A 16,861-nucleotide genomic window follows, 5' to 3' on the forward strand; every position below is an offset into this window, starting at 1 on the left:
GATCCAGGCTGCGTTGAGCCGGGTCGCATGGCTCAACGCGACCCATCCACGGTTTTCCATGCCCCACACGTACGATTCCCTTCAGATCGGCGACTCGTTCTCGATCAACCGCGTCGTCACGGCCGAGGAGGTGCGCCTGTTCGCCGAACTCTCCGGCGACGACAACCCGATCCACGTCGATGAGGCCTATGCCCGGACCACCCGGTTCGGCAAACCGATCGTGCACGGCGTTTACCTGCTCGGCATCGTCTCGAAGGTGCTCGGGCGCGATTTCCCCGGACACGGCAGCGTAGCCGTCAACATCTCGTGCCGGTTCCTCCGGCCGGTGCACGTCGACTCCGAAATCACCGTCGAGGTGCGCGTGGCAGAAAAGATCGAAAAACACCGGCACGTCCGCATGCGCATCTTCGTCTACAGCGGCGGCAAAATGGCCCTCGGTGGCGAAGCCACCCTCATCCCCCCGGGATAGCCCCCTCCGGCGGCACGAAAGGGCGGGGACGCGGGCCTGCCCCGCTCGTTGAACGCACGCCGCAGCGCCCTCCACCACGCGGCTAGCGGACCAGCTTCAGCTTGCGCCCCGGCTCGACCGGCGTATTGCGCTCGACCTGGTTCAGGATCGCCATCCGTTCGACGTCCCATCCGCGCGGCAGGCGACCCGCTTCCGGGACGAAGGTATGGAACGGCGCCGCGCGGGAGGCCGTCTCCACGGCCAGGCGGACCGGCTGCACGTTCAGGATGCGCGGGTCGGTCAGCCGCGCGAAGCCCCGCATGGTCATGGTAAAGACGTCGGCGTAGGTTTCGTAGAGCGAGGCCAGGGTATAGCCCGTGAAGGCATAGACGTTGCCGCCGTACTCGATGAAATAGGCCAGCAGCCCCAGGTTCTGCCCGTCCTGTGTCCGGGCGCGGGCTTCCACGTAATAGGCCGGGTTGCCGCCGGCCGTGGACGGGCCCGAGTCGACGACCGTGATGCCTTCCTGGGCGGCAAAGCGACCGGCGGCATCGCGCGCCGTCTTCGCCTGCGCCTCGATGGTAAAGAGCATCAGGGCCTGCTGATCGGGGGCTACCAGGAGAACCCGGGCCGGCTCGTTGATCACCTGATAGTTCGGCGGCACGGGAAACTGGAAACGCAGGTCGGGGTGATAGAACAGCCCGTCCTCGACGAAGCCCTGGCGCGGATTGTCCCCGAGGACGATCCCGTCGATCCGGGCGAGAAAGGCATCGCGGCCGACTTCGGTCAGGTTGATACGGGCCTCCCATTCGGCAGCATACCGCAGTATCGTCTGCTCCCGTTCGCCGGGGTCGGGGTGGGTGGAGAGGAACGACGGCAGGCGCTGGTTGCTCTGTGCACTGAGACGCTCGAGGGTGCGGAAGAAGGCGGCCGCCTCCCCCACCTTGTATCCGGCCTTTGCCGCGTATTCCACGCCCACGTCGTCGGACTCCCGCTCGTCGTCGCGGCCGTAGCTGAGAAAAAGCAGCTGCAGGCCCGTGCTGCCGAGGTTGAGCACCTGCTCGGCCGTGTTGCCGCCGAAGATGCCCTGCCCGACGACGGCGCCGGTGATGAGGCCAAGCTGGAGCAGCGACTGCGAGGCCGCCCGCTTCGAGGCGTGCCGCCCGGCGACGTGCCCGATCTCGTGGCCGAGCACCACGGCCAGCTGGGCCTCGTTCTCCAGGTGCGCCAGCAGCCCCCGCGTCACGTAGACGTACCCGCCGGGCAGGGCGAAGGCGTTGACCACGGGACTGTCGAGCACGCGGAACGTGAAGGCCAGGTTGCGGAAGCGCGGCTCGGCGTTCTGGTGGCGGAGGTGACTGTGCGCCAGCACCTTTTCCCCGACGCGCCGCACGTACTCGGCCAGCGCCTCGTCCTCGTACAGCCCGAACTGCGCCACGATCTGCGGGTCCGCCTCCCGCCCGCTTTGGATCTCCTCCTCCCAGGTGTAGCCGTAGAGCCGCTTGTTGCCCGTGATCGGGTTCACGTCGCGCGTGGCGACGCAGCCGGCGACGAGGCCCGCCGCCATCACTACGACCAGAAAGGCCCGCAGCAGCGCGGGCGCGCGGCCTCCCGCCGGAGAGTGTTTCACGTGAAACATCGTCCTTTCCATCGTTAGTGCTTGATACCTTCCTGCGCGTTCTCCCGGCCGAACCTGTCAGGCCGTCTGACACGGCCCATAAACCACGGGCGGGCCGCCGCATCCTTTGGGGCATGATACGCAAGGCGGATCAACCCGCGCCACACACCGTGACGCCAGGCGGCCTTCCCTACGCCCCGGCCTCGCAGACGGCTCCCGCCTCCACGCGGATCAGCCGGTGCACGTCCTCGCCGAAGGGAACGATACCGTCAAACGGGTCGAGGCGGGCCGCCGTGATGAGACTCTGCCCGACGGCGCCCGACTGCAACAGGTGCAGAAACCCTTCGGCCCGCACGGGGTCGAGGTTGTCGAAAACGTCGTCGAGCAGGAGCAGGGGGGTCTCTTCGAGGCGATCCTGAAGGTAGAAGAACTGGGCGAGCTTGAGGGCCATGCCGAAGGTGCGGTGCTGGCCCTGCGAGGCGTAGCGCCGCACCTCGAGGCCGTTGAGGTAAAACACCAGCTCGTCGAGGTGGGGGCCGGCCAGGGTACGACCGCGTTGCTGCTCACGGCGGGCCAGCCGGGCCAGGCGCCGGCGGAAGACCTCTGCCACGGCCGCCTCGTCGGCTTCCGGATCGAGCCCGTCGAGCGAGACATAGGTGATGGTCGGGCGCTCGGCCACCGACTCGATCCGGGCGTAGGCCGCTTCCAGGAATGCGGCGAACTCGTGCATGAAGCGCAACCGCCCTGCAATGACCCGGCTGCCGAGCGTGACCAGCTCCTCGTCCCACGACGCCATCAGGGCCGGCGGCGGAGCGGCGCCCCGGCGGCGGGCCTCCGCGAGCAACACGTTGCGCTGTCGCAGCGCGCGGCGGTACTTGAGCAGGTCGTCCAGGTAAACGGGGCGGGCCTGGCTGAGGATGTTGTCCAGGAAGCGGCGGCGCTCGTCCGGGCCGCCGGCGGTGATCGCCTGGTCGAGCGGGGAGAAGACGACCACCGGCAGCATGCCCACCACCTGGGCCAGCCGCTCCAGCGGGGCCCCGTTGATGAAGAGCCGCTTCCCCTCCTCCGGCACATACACGAGCCGCGCCCGGAGGTGGGGCCGCTGCTCTCCCTCGAACGTTCCCTCCACCTCAAAGAACGGCGCCCCCTGCCGCAGCACATACCCGTCCTGCGACGCGATGAAACTCTTCGAGAGACACAGGTAGTGAACCGCCTCCAGGACGTTCGTCTTTCCCGCCCCGTTCGGCCCGACGAGCAGGTTCACCTTCGGAGCGAAGGTGAGGCGCGTCTCGGCATGGGCGCGGAAGGCATGCAAGCGAAGGTCGCGGAGGATCATGGGGACGGACGGGTTCGCGGCAATCCGGCAGGATGAACGCCCCCCGCCCGGTTTCGTTCAGATGGGCCGAATGGAGGCACGGAAACACGCGATGCAAGCGAGGCGGGATCGCGCGGGCCTCCTGCACCGCCCCCGGACCCGCTCCCAAGAAAAAAGCCCTGCACCCCTTTCGATGCAGGGCCCGCCGACCTAAATTCAGCTTGAAAGACGACCCTCCAGAACCGGGACACCGCGGATACGGTCCCCACTCAGCAGTTCGGATAGTCCGGATGATCGGGACCGCACGGCGGTGCGGGATCGTTGCCGTCTCCTCCATCGCCCCCGGCTTCACCGGCAAGCTCGTCTCCTTCCGGCTCCTCGTCGCTCATGGGCAGGTAAAAGCGCCACCTTTTCATGATGTCCTCCGGTGCTTACTTTAAATGGATGTGAACCTTACTGATAACGGACAGAAGATAGGAATCCCCCGTGATCCGCGTCAACCGCCTCCTGCCTCTCCTGCTCGTTTTTCTTTTTTCGGCGCTCGTGGCCGGTCAAGAGACCCGCGGGCAGAACGTCCCCCCCGATTGTGAGCCCCTCGTCCGGCGGGCCCGGGCGCTGTACCACCACCGCCACCTTCCCGACTCCCTCCACGCCCGGATCGAGGTGGCCCGGCGGGCCCGGGCCTGCCTGGGAACCCCCGATGCCGAGCAGGCCGGGTTCCTGTACCTCGACGAGATCGACGCCCTGGTGGGGCTGGGCCGCACCGGTGAAGCCCTGGCCCGGTACGGCGACTATCTCGACCGGTACGGCCCTCGGGCCGATTCCCTCTGGCTATGCGCGATGCATCACCGGCGCGGCTACCTGCACTATACCCTGGGACACTACGGACGCGCCCTTTCGGATTACGCCCGGGCGGTCACGTACGCCCCCCCGCTCGGCGTGCTCCGGCTGGCCTCTTTGAGCCTGGACCTGGGCGTCCTCCACGCGTTCGTGCGAGACTATGAGGCGGCCCGGCGCCTGTTCGAACAGGTCGATACGCTCACCCGCGCCCTCACACCGGCCGAGGTCTCCGACCCCGCCGCGTTGCGACGGTTGCGCGCCCACCTGCCGATCAGCCTTGCCGACCTCATGCTCACCCGGTACGTGCAAGAAGACACGGGCACGACCCGTGACCTGCAGGTGACGGTACAGCAATACGAGACGGCGGCCGCACAACTGGCGCCCCTCAACCTCCCGGACCGCCTGGCGCGGGTTCATCTCCAGCTCGCCGAGACACATGCCTACCTGGGCGACACCGTCACCGCCCGGCGGCACCTGGAGCAGGCAACCCGCCTGGCCGCGCCCCTGCACGACCCGGTCCTCGACCACCTCGTCGCCCATAAGACGGCCCTGGTTCACCTGGTGTTCGGAGAGGACGAGGCGGCAGAGGCAGCCCTCCGGCAGGCGCTGGTCCGGGCCGCCGAACTCCCGCCCTCGCACCGAACCGCCGCCACGCACAACCTGGCAGGCTTCCTGGCCGAGAAGCACGGCGATCGCTGGGGGGCCATCGCCCACTACGAGCGAGCCGCCGAACTCACCGAGATCCACCGGGCCGACCTGGGCACCACCGAACTGTCGCTGGCGGCATTTGCCGACTGGCAGGAACCGTACCGGGGGCTGGTGCGCGTCTATCTGGCGGCAGGACGGGTCGAGGAGGCGTTCATGGCGCTCGAACGCACGCGGGCCCGCCATCTCCTCGACGTCCGGGGCGAGATGGACGCCCTCCACACCGCCGACCCCGCCACCCGGGCGCGCTACGACAGCCTCACCGCCGTTATCACGAACCTGCGCACCGCCCTCCAGGGCACCCCTCCCGCCGCCCGGCGCCTCAACCTCCAGCACCGGCTGACCCTTGCCCAGTTCGAGCGCAGCGCCCTGCTGCCCGCCACCTCGCCCCTGACGCCGGCCGCACCCGAAGCGGTCCGCGAACGGCTCGCCAGGCAGAACCGCGTGCTGCTCTCCTACTTCATCGACAAAGAGGACCGGCTGCTCGGCCGGCATGCCCGCTCGGCGGTGTTCGTCCTGACGCCAGACACGCTCGTGGCCGTCCCCCTCGCCGTCTCCGAAGCCGAACTGCGCGCGCTGCTCGCCCGGGTCAGCCCTCTGCTTTCGGGCAGCACCGAGGTGAGCCTCAACCGGCTTCACTTCGACAACACCGTTCTGCACGAACTATACCGCGTGCTGTTCGCCCCGGCAGCCGCCTTCGTCCCGCCCGGCAGCCGCCTGACCGTCCTGCCGGACGGCCCGCTGTTCATGTTCCCGTTCGGCATGCTCGTCGAGGCCGAGGCCCCGCGCTATGCCTACCGGGAGGCCCCGTACCTGTTCAAGAAATACCCGATCTCGGTGGATGTGGCGGCCGCGCTGCTCCTGGAGGAACCGCCTCCGGGCGACCCGCCGGTGGAGGTGCTGGCGCTGGGCAAGACCCGGTACAACGAAGAGGCGATCCGGGCGTGGTTCCGCACGACGGGCCTCGCCGGCGAAACCCTGCCCAACCTGCCGGCCGTCCGTCGCGAGATCACCGCGCTGGGGCGGCTCTTCGCCCGCGCCCGCACCCTCCTCGACGAACAGGCCACCGAAACGGCCCTCTTCGAGCAGGACGTGCCGCCCCGCGTGCTGCACCTGGCCTCGCATGTCATCGTCCACCCGAAAACGCCGCTCTACAACGCGTTCTTCCTCTCGCCCGACCCCGCCGCGCCCGAATACGACGGGGTGGTCTACCTCTACGAGTTGCAGCGGCGCCCCTTCCGGGTACACCTGGTGACGTTGAGCGGATGCAGCACGGCCCGCGGCACCTACCAGCCGGGCGAGGGCATGGCAGGACTGCAGCAGACCTTCCGCGAACTGGGCGTCCCGAGTTCCGTCGCCACCCTCTGGCTGGCCGACGACGAGACGACGGCACGGCTGATGGAGACCTTCTACCGGTACCTTCGGGACGGGCTGCCCAAAGATGTGGCGCTCCAGCGGGCCCGCCTCGAATTCCTGGAGGAGGCCCCCCCGAGCAAGGCCAGCCCGTTCTTCTGGGCCGGCCCCGTGCTCTTCGGCAGCGTGGACCCGATCCCCCTGACGCCGCGCCGCCCGCCGGTCCTGCCCTGGCTTCTTCTGATCTTCGCGTGCGTGCTGCCCCTCTCGGCCTATATCTTCTGGCGTCGTCGTTCCACGAGCCGGAGGGTTACGGATGAGCACCTCTCCCCTGTTTGAGCAACTCAAGGCCCTGGCCACCGAACAGCGCAACCCGCATTCGCGCCACATCGACCTGGCGCCGGTGCGCGAGATCCTGGAAGTCATCAACACGGAAGACCATCTGGTACCGGTGGCCGTCCGCCGCGAGATCCCGTACATCGAACAGGCCGTACACCTGGTGGTGTCGGCTTTTCGCCGGGGCGGGCGGCTGCTCTACGTCGGGGCCGGCACCAGCGGCCGCCTGGGCGTGCTGGATGCCGCCGAGTGCCCGCCGACCTATGGTACGCCCCCCGAGATGGTGCAGGGACTCATCGCCGGCGGGCGGGAAGCCATGTTCCGCGCCCAGGAAGGGGCCGAGGACCGGGAGGAGGACGGCGCACGAGACCTCGAGGCGTTCGGCCTTCGGGCGGAGGACGTGGTCTGCGGGATCGCCGCCAGCCGCCGCACGCCGTATGTCGTCGGGGCCGTCCGGTACGCCCGGGGGCAGGGGTGCAAGACGCTTTTCGTCACCTGCACCCCCCGGTCCGAGTTCAACCTGGAGGTGGACGTGGCCATCTGCCCGGTCGTCGGTCCCGAGGTCGTCATGGGCTCGACACGGATGAAAAGCGGCACCGCGCAGAAGCTCGTGCTGAACATGATCACGACGGCCGCGATGGTACGGCTCGGCAAGGTCTATGAGAACATGATGGTGGACCTGCAGATGACCAACCTGAAGCTGGTCGAGCGTTCGAAACGCACCGTGATGATGGTCACGGGCGTGGACTACGCCGAGGCCGAACGGGTGCTGAAGGCGGCCGGCGGGCACGTCAAAACGGCCCTCGTGATGATCCTGGCCGGCGTCGACGCCCGCGAGGCCCGGCAGCGACTGGAACGGGCCGGTGGGTTCGTCCGCCCCGCCATCGCCGGCGAGGCCTATGATCCCGGGGCATGAAGACCCATGTTTCACGTGAAACACTCCCTGGCTGGCGGGCCAGTTGTTTCACTTGACACTCCCACGGCTCTGGGCACGTGGGATTCTTGCTTCATCGACAGTCGCCTTCGCTAACCGAGGTTAGCGCCGGTCTTACACCGTCTCCACAAGCATTGCCGAACGATCGTTCGGCTACGGTCTGCCCGACCGCCAGAATATTCTGTGCCGCGTTTATATCGCGGTCGTGCTCTGCCCCGCAGCGGGGGCATACCCATGCCCGCACACCCAGCGGGAGAGTCTCCATCGTGTAGTTACAACCCGAACACGTCTTGCTGCTCGGATACCAGCGGTCGATCTGCACAAAGCGTTTGCAGTACAACGTCGCCTTGTACTCCAGCATCCCGACGAACGCGCTCCAACCGGCATCGCTGATGGCCCGGGCGAGGCTGTGGTTCTTAACCATGCCCTTGACGCAGAGCGATTCGGTGTAGATCACGTCGTACCGCCGCACGAGCCGCGTCGAAAGCTGGTGCAAGAAATCCTGCCGCTGGTTCCTGACCTTCGCGTGCAGCTTCGCCACCTTCCGGCGCTGCTTGTGCCAGTTCCTGGAACCCTTCTGCTTGCGAGCGAGCCTTCGCTGCTCACGAGCAAGGCGATCCAGCGCACGCTTGAGGTGCTTTGGCCGTGTTACACGGCCCTTATTCCCGCTACGCCACCCATCCGACGTGACGACCACATCCTTCAAGCCGAGGTCGATACCAACGCTGCGCTTGGTTCTCGGGAGAGGTTGATAATTCACCTCGACGACGAACGAGATGTAGTACGTCCCATCGGGTTCTTGAACCACCGTCAGGCTCGACGGAGCGGATGGAAGCGGGCGGCTCCACCGGATCTTGAGTGGGGTGCTCATCCTGGCGAGCGTCACGACAGGCTGCCCCGGTACTCCGCTGTCTCTGAGCGAGAAGCCGCGCGTGGTGTACGTGGCGCTCTGCCGGTGCTTCTTCGCCTTGAAGCGCGGAAAGCGGGCAGTACCCCGGAAGAAAGCGGTGTAGGCTTTGTCGAGGTGCCGGAGTGCCTGCTGAAGCGGAACGCTGGAGACTTCATGAAGCCACGCATGATCAGGCTCCCGCTTCAGCGCCGTCAGCCGCTTGTCCGTCTCGGCGTAGCCGATCTTCTCGCCCCGCTCGCGGAAGGCATCGCGCTTCATTGCCAGCGCCCAGTTGTAGACGTACCGAACGCACCCGAACTGCCGGGCGAGCATCTGCCGCTGCCCGGCGTTGGGATAGAAGCGGTATCGGTAACGTAGGGTGGGCATGTGGGCGTTGAATCTTTACGAGACATTCAGTGTCGTTGCGAAAGTTCCTGCTCTCAGACAGGAAGTTGTGCTTTGAGTTGAGGCGCATTCCTCCCACGTTGGGCCGATTGGACGCGCTCCGCGTCCAGACGCGGCCTTTAAAGCCGTGGGCTTCCTGCGCTCGCCATCCTGCACCCTTTCACGTGAAACACTTCGCACGCAGCCCCCGGGGCGGTCGATGCGACGCGGATCGCAAATCCGGTCTCGACCCGCCGTATCCCGAAGAACCTCCCCGCGCCGGCAACGTTTCAGAGGCACCCGCGCCGTACCCCCGAAAAACGGGGTTACGGCCTTTCGTGCATGTACCTGCCCCCTGTCACCGTGTCGCTTCGCTTCCTCGCCGACCGCATCACCCCTGCGCCCCTGTTCGATACCGTCAGAGCCTGGCGCCGCACCGCCGGGAAGACGACGCTCCAGGTCCGCGGCCTCTCCGGCTCGCTGCCCGCCTTCCTCATCCATCACCTCCGCCACGAAGGCCCGCTCCTCTGCCTCCTCGACACGCCGGATGCAGCCGCCTACCTGCACAGCGACCTCCAGCAGATCCACGGAGATACCGAAGACCTCCTGCTCTTCCCCCCGACCGGCCACAAACCCTACGACGAGGAACAGATCACCGACCTGACGCCCCTGATCCAGCGAGCCGAGGTGCTGCAACGCCTCCTGGACGGCTTCACCGGCACGATCGTCACCAGCGTACCCGCCCTGGCCGAATTGATCCCGCCGCCCGACCTCCTCCGAGACGAGACGATCACGCTGGCGGTGGGGCAAACCCTCGACCTCGCCGGTCTCCTGGACCGCCTCGCCGAACAGGGCTTCGAACGGGTCGAGTTCGTCGAGCAACCGGGAGAGGTCGCCCTCCGCGGCGGAATCCTCGACGTCTTCCCCTTTGCCGGCGATTACCCGGTGCGGATCGAGTTCTTCGGCGACGAGATCGACTCGATCCGCGAGTTCGACGTGCGCACGCAACGCTCCATCAGCCGGCTGACCGCCACCCGCCTCGTCCCCAACCTGGAGACCCGCCCCCGGACGGACCGCCCCTTCACCGCCCTCCTGGACGCCCTGCCCCCCGCCACCGTCCTGGTCACCTTCGACGAAGCTCCGCTGCGGGAACACGCCGACACCCTCTTCGCCGAGGCCCGGCGGGCGCACGCCGCCGCCACGGAGCGCGCCCCTTCGCCGCCCCCGCCCCCGGAGACCCGCTACCTGAGCGGCGACCGCCTGGAACGGACCCTCCTTTCCTTCCCCCGGCTGATGCTGGGCTCCTTCACCGGCACACCCGCCGACGAGGTGCTCGCCTTCGAAGCCCACCCCCAGCCCGCCTTCAACAGCAACATGGGCCTCCTCCGGGAACGGCTGGCCGAGAATGCCGCCCGCGGCATGGAGACCATCATCCTGTGTGACAGCCGGGGACAGGAAGGACGGCTCCGCGAGCTGCTCGAAGACGTCCTCGAAACCGGACGGGTCACCCTCCGGGTCGAGTCGCTCCACGAAGGCTTCGAGATCCCCGCCCTCGGCCTGGCCGTCTACACGGATCATCAGATCTTCAACCGCTACCATCGCCCGACGGCCCGCCGCCAGAAGAAACGCTTCGGCGGGTTGAGCCTCCGCGAGTTGCAGAACCTGCAGCCCGGCGACTTCGTGGTTCACGTGGACTATGGCATCGGCAAATTCGCCGGGATGGAGCGCATCACCGTGCGCGGCCGGCAACAGGAATCCGTCCGTCTCCTCTACGAGGGCGGCGACGTGCTCTACGTCAACGTCAACGCGCTCTACAAGCTGAACAAGTACACCGGGAAGGAGGGACACCAGCCACGCCTGACCAAGCTCGGCTCCGGCCAGTGGGAACGGACGAAAGCCCGCACCAAGAAGCGCCTCAAGGACATCGCGCGGGATCTCATCCGGCTGTACGCGCAGCGCAAGGCCGCCCCCGGCCATGCCTTCCCGCCGGATACCGTCTGGCAACGCGAACTGGAAGCCTCGTTCCAGTACGAGGACACGCCGGACCAGGCCGCCGCCACCGAAGCCGTCAAGACCGACATGGAGGCCCCCACCCCCATGGACCGCCTCGTCTGCGGCGACGTGGGCTTCGGCAAAACCGAGATCGCCGTCCGCGCCGCCTTCAAGGCCGTCCAGGACGGCCGGCAGGTCGCCATCCTGGTGCCGACCACCATCCTGGCCGCCCAGCACTACGAAACGTTCAAAACACGCCTGGCCCCCTTCCCCGTCCACATCGACGTGCTCTCGCGCTTCCGCTCGCCGGCCGAGCAGAAAGCCACCCTGGAACGGCTCGCCCGGGGACAGGTGGACATCATCATCGGCACCCACCGGCTCATCTCGAAGGACGTCCGCTTCAAAGACCTGGGCCTGCTCATTATCGACGAGGAGCAACGCTTCGGCGTGGCTGTCAAGGAAAAACTCCGCCAGCTTCGCGTCAACGTCGATACGCTCACGCTGACGGCCACCCCCATCCCCCGGACACTTCAGTTCTCGCTCATGGGCGCGCGGGACCTCTCGATCATCGCCACCCCGCCCCCCAACCGCCAGCCCATCGTCACCGAAATCCACACCTTCGACAAAGACCTCATCCGCGACGCCATCCTCTACGAAACGAGCCGGGGCGGGCAGGTCTTCTTCATCCACAACCGGGTGCAGTCCATCGACGAGATCGCCGCCATGCTCCGCGCCATCGTGCCGAACGTGCGCATCCGGGTAGCCCACGGGCAGATGAAAGGCAGCGCCCTCGAACGGGTGATGATGGACTTCGTGGACCGCAAGTTCGACGTGCTCGTGAGCACCAACATCATCGAGAACGGGCTGGATATCTCGAACGCCAACACGATCCTCATCAACCACGCCGACCGCTTCGGGCTGGCCGAGCTGCACCAGCTGCGCGGGCGCGTGGGCCGCTCGGACCGGAAGGCGTTCTGCTACCTGCTCGTACCCTCCATCCACGGCCTCACACGCGAGGCCCGGCAGCGGCTGCAGGCCGTCGAAGAGTTCAGCGACCTTGGCAGCGGCTTCAGCCTCGCCATGCGCGACCTCGACATCCGCGGCGCGGGCAACCTCCTGGGCGCCGAACAGAGCGGCTTCATCGCCGACGTCGGCTTCGAAACGTATCACAAGATCCTCGACGAGGCCGTGCAGGAGCTGCAGAGCGAGGAGTTCGCCGACGTCTTCGAACGGCGCCCGGCCCCCCGGCCCGTCGAGACGACCCTCGACGTGGAAGCCGACGCCCTCATCCCGGAAACCTACCTCGCCAACAGCGTCGAGCGCCTGAACCTCTACCGCCGCATCAGCGAGGCCCCGGACGCCGACGCCCTCGCCGAGATCCGGGCCGAGATGGCCGACCGTTTCGGCCCGGTGCCCCCCGAGGTGGACAACCTGCTGCTGGCCGCCGAGATCAAGCGCCTGGCCGAACAGCTGCGCCTCCCCCGCCTGCTGTTCAAGAACGAGCGGCTCTTCCTCTACCTGCCGGCCCAGGACGAGGACCCCTACTTCTACGAGCATCTCTTCTACCCGCTGCTCGAACAGCTCAGCCGGCTCGACCACCGGTACGTGCTCAAGGACGAACGCGGCAAAAAGCTCCGGGCCATTATCCAGCAGGTGCCGGATCTGCCGGCGGCACGGGACCTGGTGGAGCGGCTCACCCGCACCGTCGGCGCCCCCGTGAACCCCTGAAAACGGCCCGCCTGTCCACAAAAGTGAACGCGAAAAACCGGCCTGTAGCGCGCGATCTCGGGGCCGGCCGGGTCCTGACCCGGAAAAAGGGGTGCGCGCGGCAGCGGGCCAATACGGCCGTCTGAGCCGGTCAGGCCTTTTCACCCGTTTCGGCGGTGCGGTAGCGTTCGGTCATGGCCTCGGCAAGCGCCAGGACCCGCTCCCGCAGCGGGGCCGGCTCGACGACGTACGCCTCGGCCCCGTAGCGCAGGAGCCACCCGGCCACATAGTCGAGATTTTCGAAATAGAACGTCACTTCGATTTCGTCGCCGCACGGTCGTTCCTCCTCGATGCGGGCCGGGATGGCCTGCCGGGCCCGCCGGTAGGCCCGCTTCGAGAAGCGAAGCGTGATGCGGCGGCTTGCCGTTCCGGCACCCCGCTCTTCGAGGTGCCGGGCCAGGTCGAACCCTTCCGGCCATTCGAAGCGCTCCATGAGCACATGCATCGAGCGGATACGGTCGAGCCGGAAGTTGCGGATGTCTTCCCGGAGATGATCGAAGGCAATCAGGTTCCAGTGATCGGTGTAGTAGACGAGGCCGAGGGGGTCGACGCGGCGACGGGTCAGTTCGTCACGGCTTTCGACGTAATACTCCATGATGACGGCGCGTTGCCGGGCCACGGCCTCGCTGAGCCGGTACCATCGCCCCTCTTCCTCCTCCTCCTGCTGCACGGCGTGGAGCCAGTACGGGTCGAGGACCGTCCGGTCCCGAAGGCGATCGATGTATTCGCGGATCTCCCGGGGCAGAACGGACCGGATCTTCAGGGCCACCGCGTCGGCGTCTTCCCGGAGGGAGGCGTCGGACTGCAGTTTCATGAACTCGGTGCCCACGAGCAGGGTGGCCGCCTCACGGGCCGTGAGCATCAGCGGGGGCAACTGGTAGCCTTCCAGAATTTCATACCCGCCCCCTTCGGCATAGGTCAGCGGCACCCCCGACTCGCTCAGCGCCCGCAGGTCCCGGAAGATCGTTCGACGACTCACCCCGAAGTGCTCGGCGAGGTCGCGCGAGGTCATGTTCGGGCGATTCTGCAACAGGAGAATCGTGGCAAAAAGGCGCTCGGTGCGGTTGACCCGTCGTTCGTCGTTGCTCATGGCGGCTCTTTCGGCGTGCCCGGTGGATATGTGTGCCTTCCCCGCTTTTCGTCCCCGAAAAGGGAAAATACGGGGTCGAAGATATGTGTGCCAAGCCCCGGGAAATAAAAGTGTGGGGGGTCGGGTATGCGGCCAACCACCGCCGCTGCGTACCCTCTCTGAAACGCGGATGACCGCCCTGCCGCCGCCGCGGCAAGCGCCCGTACCCGCGTGCTTGCTACCCGGTGACCGTCACGATGTACTTCCCGGCGAAAAAGGGGCGATCGAGTAGCGGCTCCAGCGAAAAGGTTTCCACCCGGACAGACGGAAAGGCCTGTTGCAATGTTTCGATCTCGCCGGAGAGATCGCCGCCTTTGAGGCAGACGAGTCCCGGTGCCCAGGCGGCAGGATCGGGCGCGGCCGGCAGGGGGACGCATACAGCCCGGTGCCAGCGCCACAGCGTGGCAAGCGGCGCCGTGGCCCGCGACACCGAATAGTGGGTCCGGCCGGGCCAGTGCTCGGCCCGGCCATGCCAGGGATGCAGGTTGGCCAGCCCCAGCCGGCGGGCCATAGCCTGCACCGCCTGTACCTTCTTCCCCACCGCATCGACGGCATGCACGGCAACGTCCGGAAAGCGGATCGCCAGCGGGATCGCCGGCAGCCCGCCGCCGGTGCCCCAGTCCACCATCACGCTACCCGGCGGAAAAGCGCGCCAGGCCAGGGCCAGCGCATGCAACACGTGCCGTTCCTCGAACGCCTCGATCGTTTCACGTGAAACCAGGTTTACCTTCCGGTTGAACGCACGCATCAACCGGCTGAACATCACCAGTTGCTCCCGCTGCGCGGCATTGAGGTCATCAAATGGATGCCACGAATTATGCACCATAAACGAACCCATAATTGGGCATATTCACAAAAACACTTCTCCGTACAGGACCGATCCCGAAAGCCTGTTTACCGGGCGTTTCACGTGAAACACATACCGCCATCCGAAACAGAAGTGACCTCGTCTGGCGGCTACCCCACCCGGCACATCGCTTTTTCGCGTGAAAAGCGCCAGTACGCGCTCTGTTCCGCCCTCCCGTACGCCACGAGAGGTCCGGAAACACCTGCCGGCCTCTTGCCACAGGCCACAATATATCGACCCGGCCATTTTGCGCCACCGCATCGGCACGTCACCCTTTCGACTCCAGTACGGCTCATGGAAAAGGGCCGCATTCCAAAATTATGAAAACGCATTTTAAAACATTAATAATGATATAAATTAAATCAAAAAATAGAGGCTATATCTGTGGCTCCCGGGCGACCTCCTGCCGGTGCGGCATCCCACCGTACCGCTTCAAAAGCACCATGAGCACGGAAATGTCGGCGGGGCTGACACCGCTGATGCGGGAGGCCTGTCCCAGGTTCTCGGGCTGGATCTTGCTCAGCTTCTCCCGCGCCTCCATCGTGATGTTCGTGACGGCGTGGTAGTCGAAGCCGGGCGGGATGGACCAGGCTTCGAGACGGCTCATCTTCTCGACCATCTCGCGCTCGCGCTCCAGGTAGCCCTCGTACTTGAGGTCGATCTCGACGAGCGTCTCGGTGGGCTCCAGCCCCGGGGCGGGGACGACGAGCTCGTCGCGGCGGCCCAGGTGGGCGATCAGCGCGGCCAGGTCGACCTCGGGGCGGAGGGCCAGCCGGACAAGCCGCTCCGGCTCGGTGAGGGGCGAGGTGCCGACGTGCTCCAGGTAGCCGTTGACCTCCTCAGGGCGAACGGTGGTGGCCTCGAGGGCGCGGCGCGTGGCCGCCAGCGCCTCCTTCTTCCGGAGCATCCGCTCGTAGCGCTCGCGCGAGGCGAGCCCCAGCCGGTAGCCGGTCTCGGTCAGGCGCAGGTCGGCGTTGTCCTGCCGCAGCAGGATGCGGTGCTCGGCCCGCGAGGTGAACATCCGGTAGGGCTCGTCGGTGCCCTTGGCCACCAGGTCGTCGATGAGCACGCCGATGTAGGCCTCGGAGCGCTTCAGCACGAGCGGGGCCTCGCCCCGGAGCCGCTGCACCGCGTTGATCCCGGCGATGAGCCCCTGCGCCGCCGCCTCCTCGTACCCGGTGGTGCCGTTGATCTGCCCGGCGAAGAACAGCCCTTCCACCCGCTTCGTCTCCAGGCTGTACCGCACCTGATACGGTGGGAAATAGTCGTATTCGATGGCATAGCCGGGGCGGAGCAGGTGCACCTTTTCGAGGCCGGGCACCCGGCGCAACGCCGCGAACTGCACCTCCTCGGGCAGGCTCGTCGAGAAGCCGTTGACGTACACCTCCTCGGTGTCCCAGCCCTCGGGTTCGAGGAAGATCTGGTGGCGCTCTTTCGCGGCGAAGCGGTCGATCTTGTCCTCGATGGAGGGACAGTAGCGAGGGCCGCGCCCCCGGATGCGCCCGGCAAACATGGGGCTGCGGTCGAAGCCGGTGCGGAGGAGGGCGTGCACCTCGGGGTTGGTGTAGGTGAGCCAGCAACTCCGCTGGCGGGCCGGCAGGGCGTCCGTCATGAACGAGAAGGGGCGGGGGTCGGGGTCGCCGGGCTGCTCCTCGAGAGCGGTGTAGTCGATGGTGCGGCCGTCGACGCGGGGGGGGGTGCCGGTCTTGAGGCGGCCGCTCTCGAAGCCGAGGCGTTCGAGGGAGGCGGTGAGGCCCGTCGAGGCGCGCTCGCCCATGCGGCCGCCGCCGTACTGCCGCTCGCCGATGTGGATGACGCCGTTCATGAACGTGCCGCTCGTCAGGATGACGGCGCGGGCGTGGAAGGTCTGGCCGAGTTGCGTCCGCACGCCGGCCACCCGCCCGTCCTCTACGAGCACGTCGGTGACCATGTCCGCCCGCATGAACAGGCCCGGGATGGCCTCGAGCTCCTGCCGGACGGCCTCGGCGTAGCGCAGGCGGTCGCACTGGGCGCGGGGGCTCCACACGGCCGGGCCCTTGCGGCGGTTGAGCATGCGGAACTGGAGGCCGGCGCGGTCGGTGACGCGGCCCATCAGCCCGCCCAGGGCGTCGATCTCGCGGGCGATCTGCCCCTTCCCGATGCCGCCGATGGCCGGGTTGCACGACATCTTCCCGATGGCCTCCAGGTTCATCGTGACGAGCAGCGTGCGCGCGCCCATCCGGGCCGCCGCCGCGGCCGCCTCGCTCCCGGCGTGCCCCCCGCCGACGACGATGACGTCATAGGTGAAATAATCGGTCATGGTAT

The 16,861-nt window shown here is 67.2% G+C and carries 11 protein-coding genes; 4 read left to right on the forward strand and 7 right to left on the reverse strand.

The features are described from left to right. Window positions 1-58: 58 nt before the first annotated feature. On the forward strand, window positions 59-469 hold the full coding sequence (locus tag GQ464_RS09545; RefSeq protein WP_166979436.1) for a MaoC family dehydratase: 411 nt from the start codon (window positions 59-61) through the stop codon (window positions 467-469). Between the two features lie 82 nt (window positions 470-551). Here the strand turns inward: GQ464_RS09545 and GQ464_RS09550 are convergent, their stop codons facing one another. From GQ464_RS09550 to GQ464_RS09560, 3 genes are all read right to left on the reverse strand, one after another. Then, window positions 552-2,087, reverse strand: coding sequence for a M48 family metalloprotease (locus tag GQ464_RS09550; RefSeq protein WP_166979434.1), 1,536 nt, complete (start codon window positions 2,085-2,087; stop codon window positions 552-554). 169 nt (window positions 2,088-2,256) lie between these two features. Continuing rightward, complete coding sequence (gene recF / locus GQ464_RS09555) at window positions 2,257-3,402, reverse strand: DNA replication/repair protein RecF (RefSeq protein ID WP_166979432.1); 1,146 nt, start codon at window positions 3,400-3,402, stop codon at window positions 2,257-2,259. 248 nt (window positions 3,403-3,650) lie between these two features. Beyond that, window positions 3,651-3,797, reverse strand: a complete 147-nt coding sequence (locus GQ464_RS09560) for a hypothetical protein (RefSeq protein WP_166979430.1) — start codon at window positions 3,795-3,797, stop codon at window positions 3,651-3,653. A 70-nt stretch (window positions 3,798-3,867) separates the two neighbouring features. On the opposite strand from GQ464_RS09560, the gene GQ464_RS09565 reads away from it, so the two are divergent. Together GQ464_RS09565 and murQ are read left to right on the forward strand one after the other, a co-directional pair. After that, a complete protein-coding gene (locus GQ464_RS09565) occupies window positions 3,868-6,618 on the forward strand; it encodes a CHAT domain-containing protein (protein ID WP_166979428.1) in 2,751 nt (916 codons plus the stop codon). Next, a complete protein-coding gene (gene murQ / locus GQ464_RS09570) occupies window positions 6,596-7,531 on the forward strand; it encodes an N-acetylmuramic acid 6-phosphate etherase (protein ID WP_166979426.1) in 936 nt (311 codons plus the stop codon). The genes GQ464_RS09565 and murQ overlap by 23 nt, the downstream gene beginning before the upstream one ends. Before the next feature lie 91 nt (window positions 7,532-7,622). Here the strand turns inward: murQ and GQ464_RS09575 are convergent, their stop codons facing one another. Continuing rightward, on the reverse strand, window positions 7,623-8,825 hold the full coding sequence (locus GQ464_RS09575; protein WP_166979424.1) for an RNA-guided endonuclease InsQ/TnpB family protein: 1,203 nt from the start codon (window positions 8,823-8,825) through the stop codon (window positions 7,623-7,625). Between the two features lie 339 nt (window positions 8,826-9,164). Between GQ464_RS09575 and mfd the strand changes: the two genes are divergently transcribed. Next, window positions 9,165-12,542 carry a transcription-repair coupling factor gene (gene mfd, locus GQ464_RS09580; RefSeq protein ID WP_166979422.1) on the forward strand — a complete coding sequence of 1,126 codons (3,378 nt, stop codon included), beginning with the start codon at window positions 9,165-9,167 and terminating at the stop codon, window positions 12,540-12,542. A gap of 130 nt (window positions 12,543-12,672) precedes the next feature. Here mfd and GQ464_RS09585 read toward each other — a convergent pair whose 3' ends face one another. The 3 genes from GQ464_RS09585 to mnmG all read right to left on the reverse strand — a co-directional run bounded on the left by GQ464_RS09585 (window position 12,673) and on the right by mnmG (window position 16,856). Further along, window positions 12,673-13,671, reverse strand: coding sequence for a helix-turn-helix transcriptional regulator (locus GQ464_RS09585; RefSeq protein ID WP_166979420.1), 999 nt, complete (start codon window positions 13,669-13,671; stop codon window positions 12,673-12,675). 217 nt (window positions 13,672-13,888) lie between these two features. Then, window positions 13,889-14,536, reverse strand: a complete 648-nt coding sequence (locus GQ464_RS09590) for a 16S rRNA (guanine(527)-N(7))-methyltransferase RsmG (protein ID WP_166979418.1) — start codon at window positions 14,534-14,536, stop codon at window positions 13,889-13,891. A gap of 397 nt (window positions 14,537-14,933) precedes the next feature. After that, entirely contained in the window at window positions 14,934-16,856 is a 1,923-nt protein-coding gene (gene mnmG / locus GQ464_RS09595) for a tRNA uridine-5-carboxymethylaminomethyl(34) synthesis enzyme MnmG (RefSeq protein ID WP_166979416.1), read from the reverse strand. Window positions 16,857-16,861 lie beyond the last annotated feature (5 nt).

It is taken from the genome of Rhodocaloribacter litoris (assembly GCF_011682235.2).
GTDB classification, from domain to species: domain Bacteria; phylum Bacteroidota; class Rhodothermia; order Rhodothermales; family ISCAR-4553; genus Rhodocaloribacter; species Rhodocaloribacter litoris.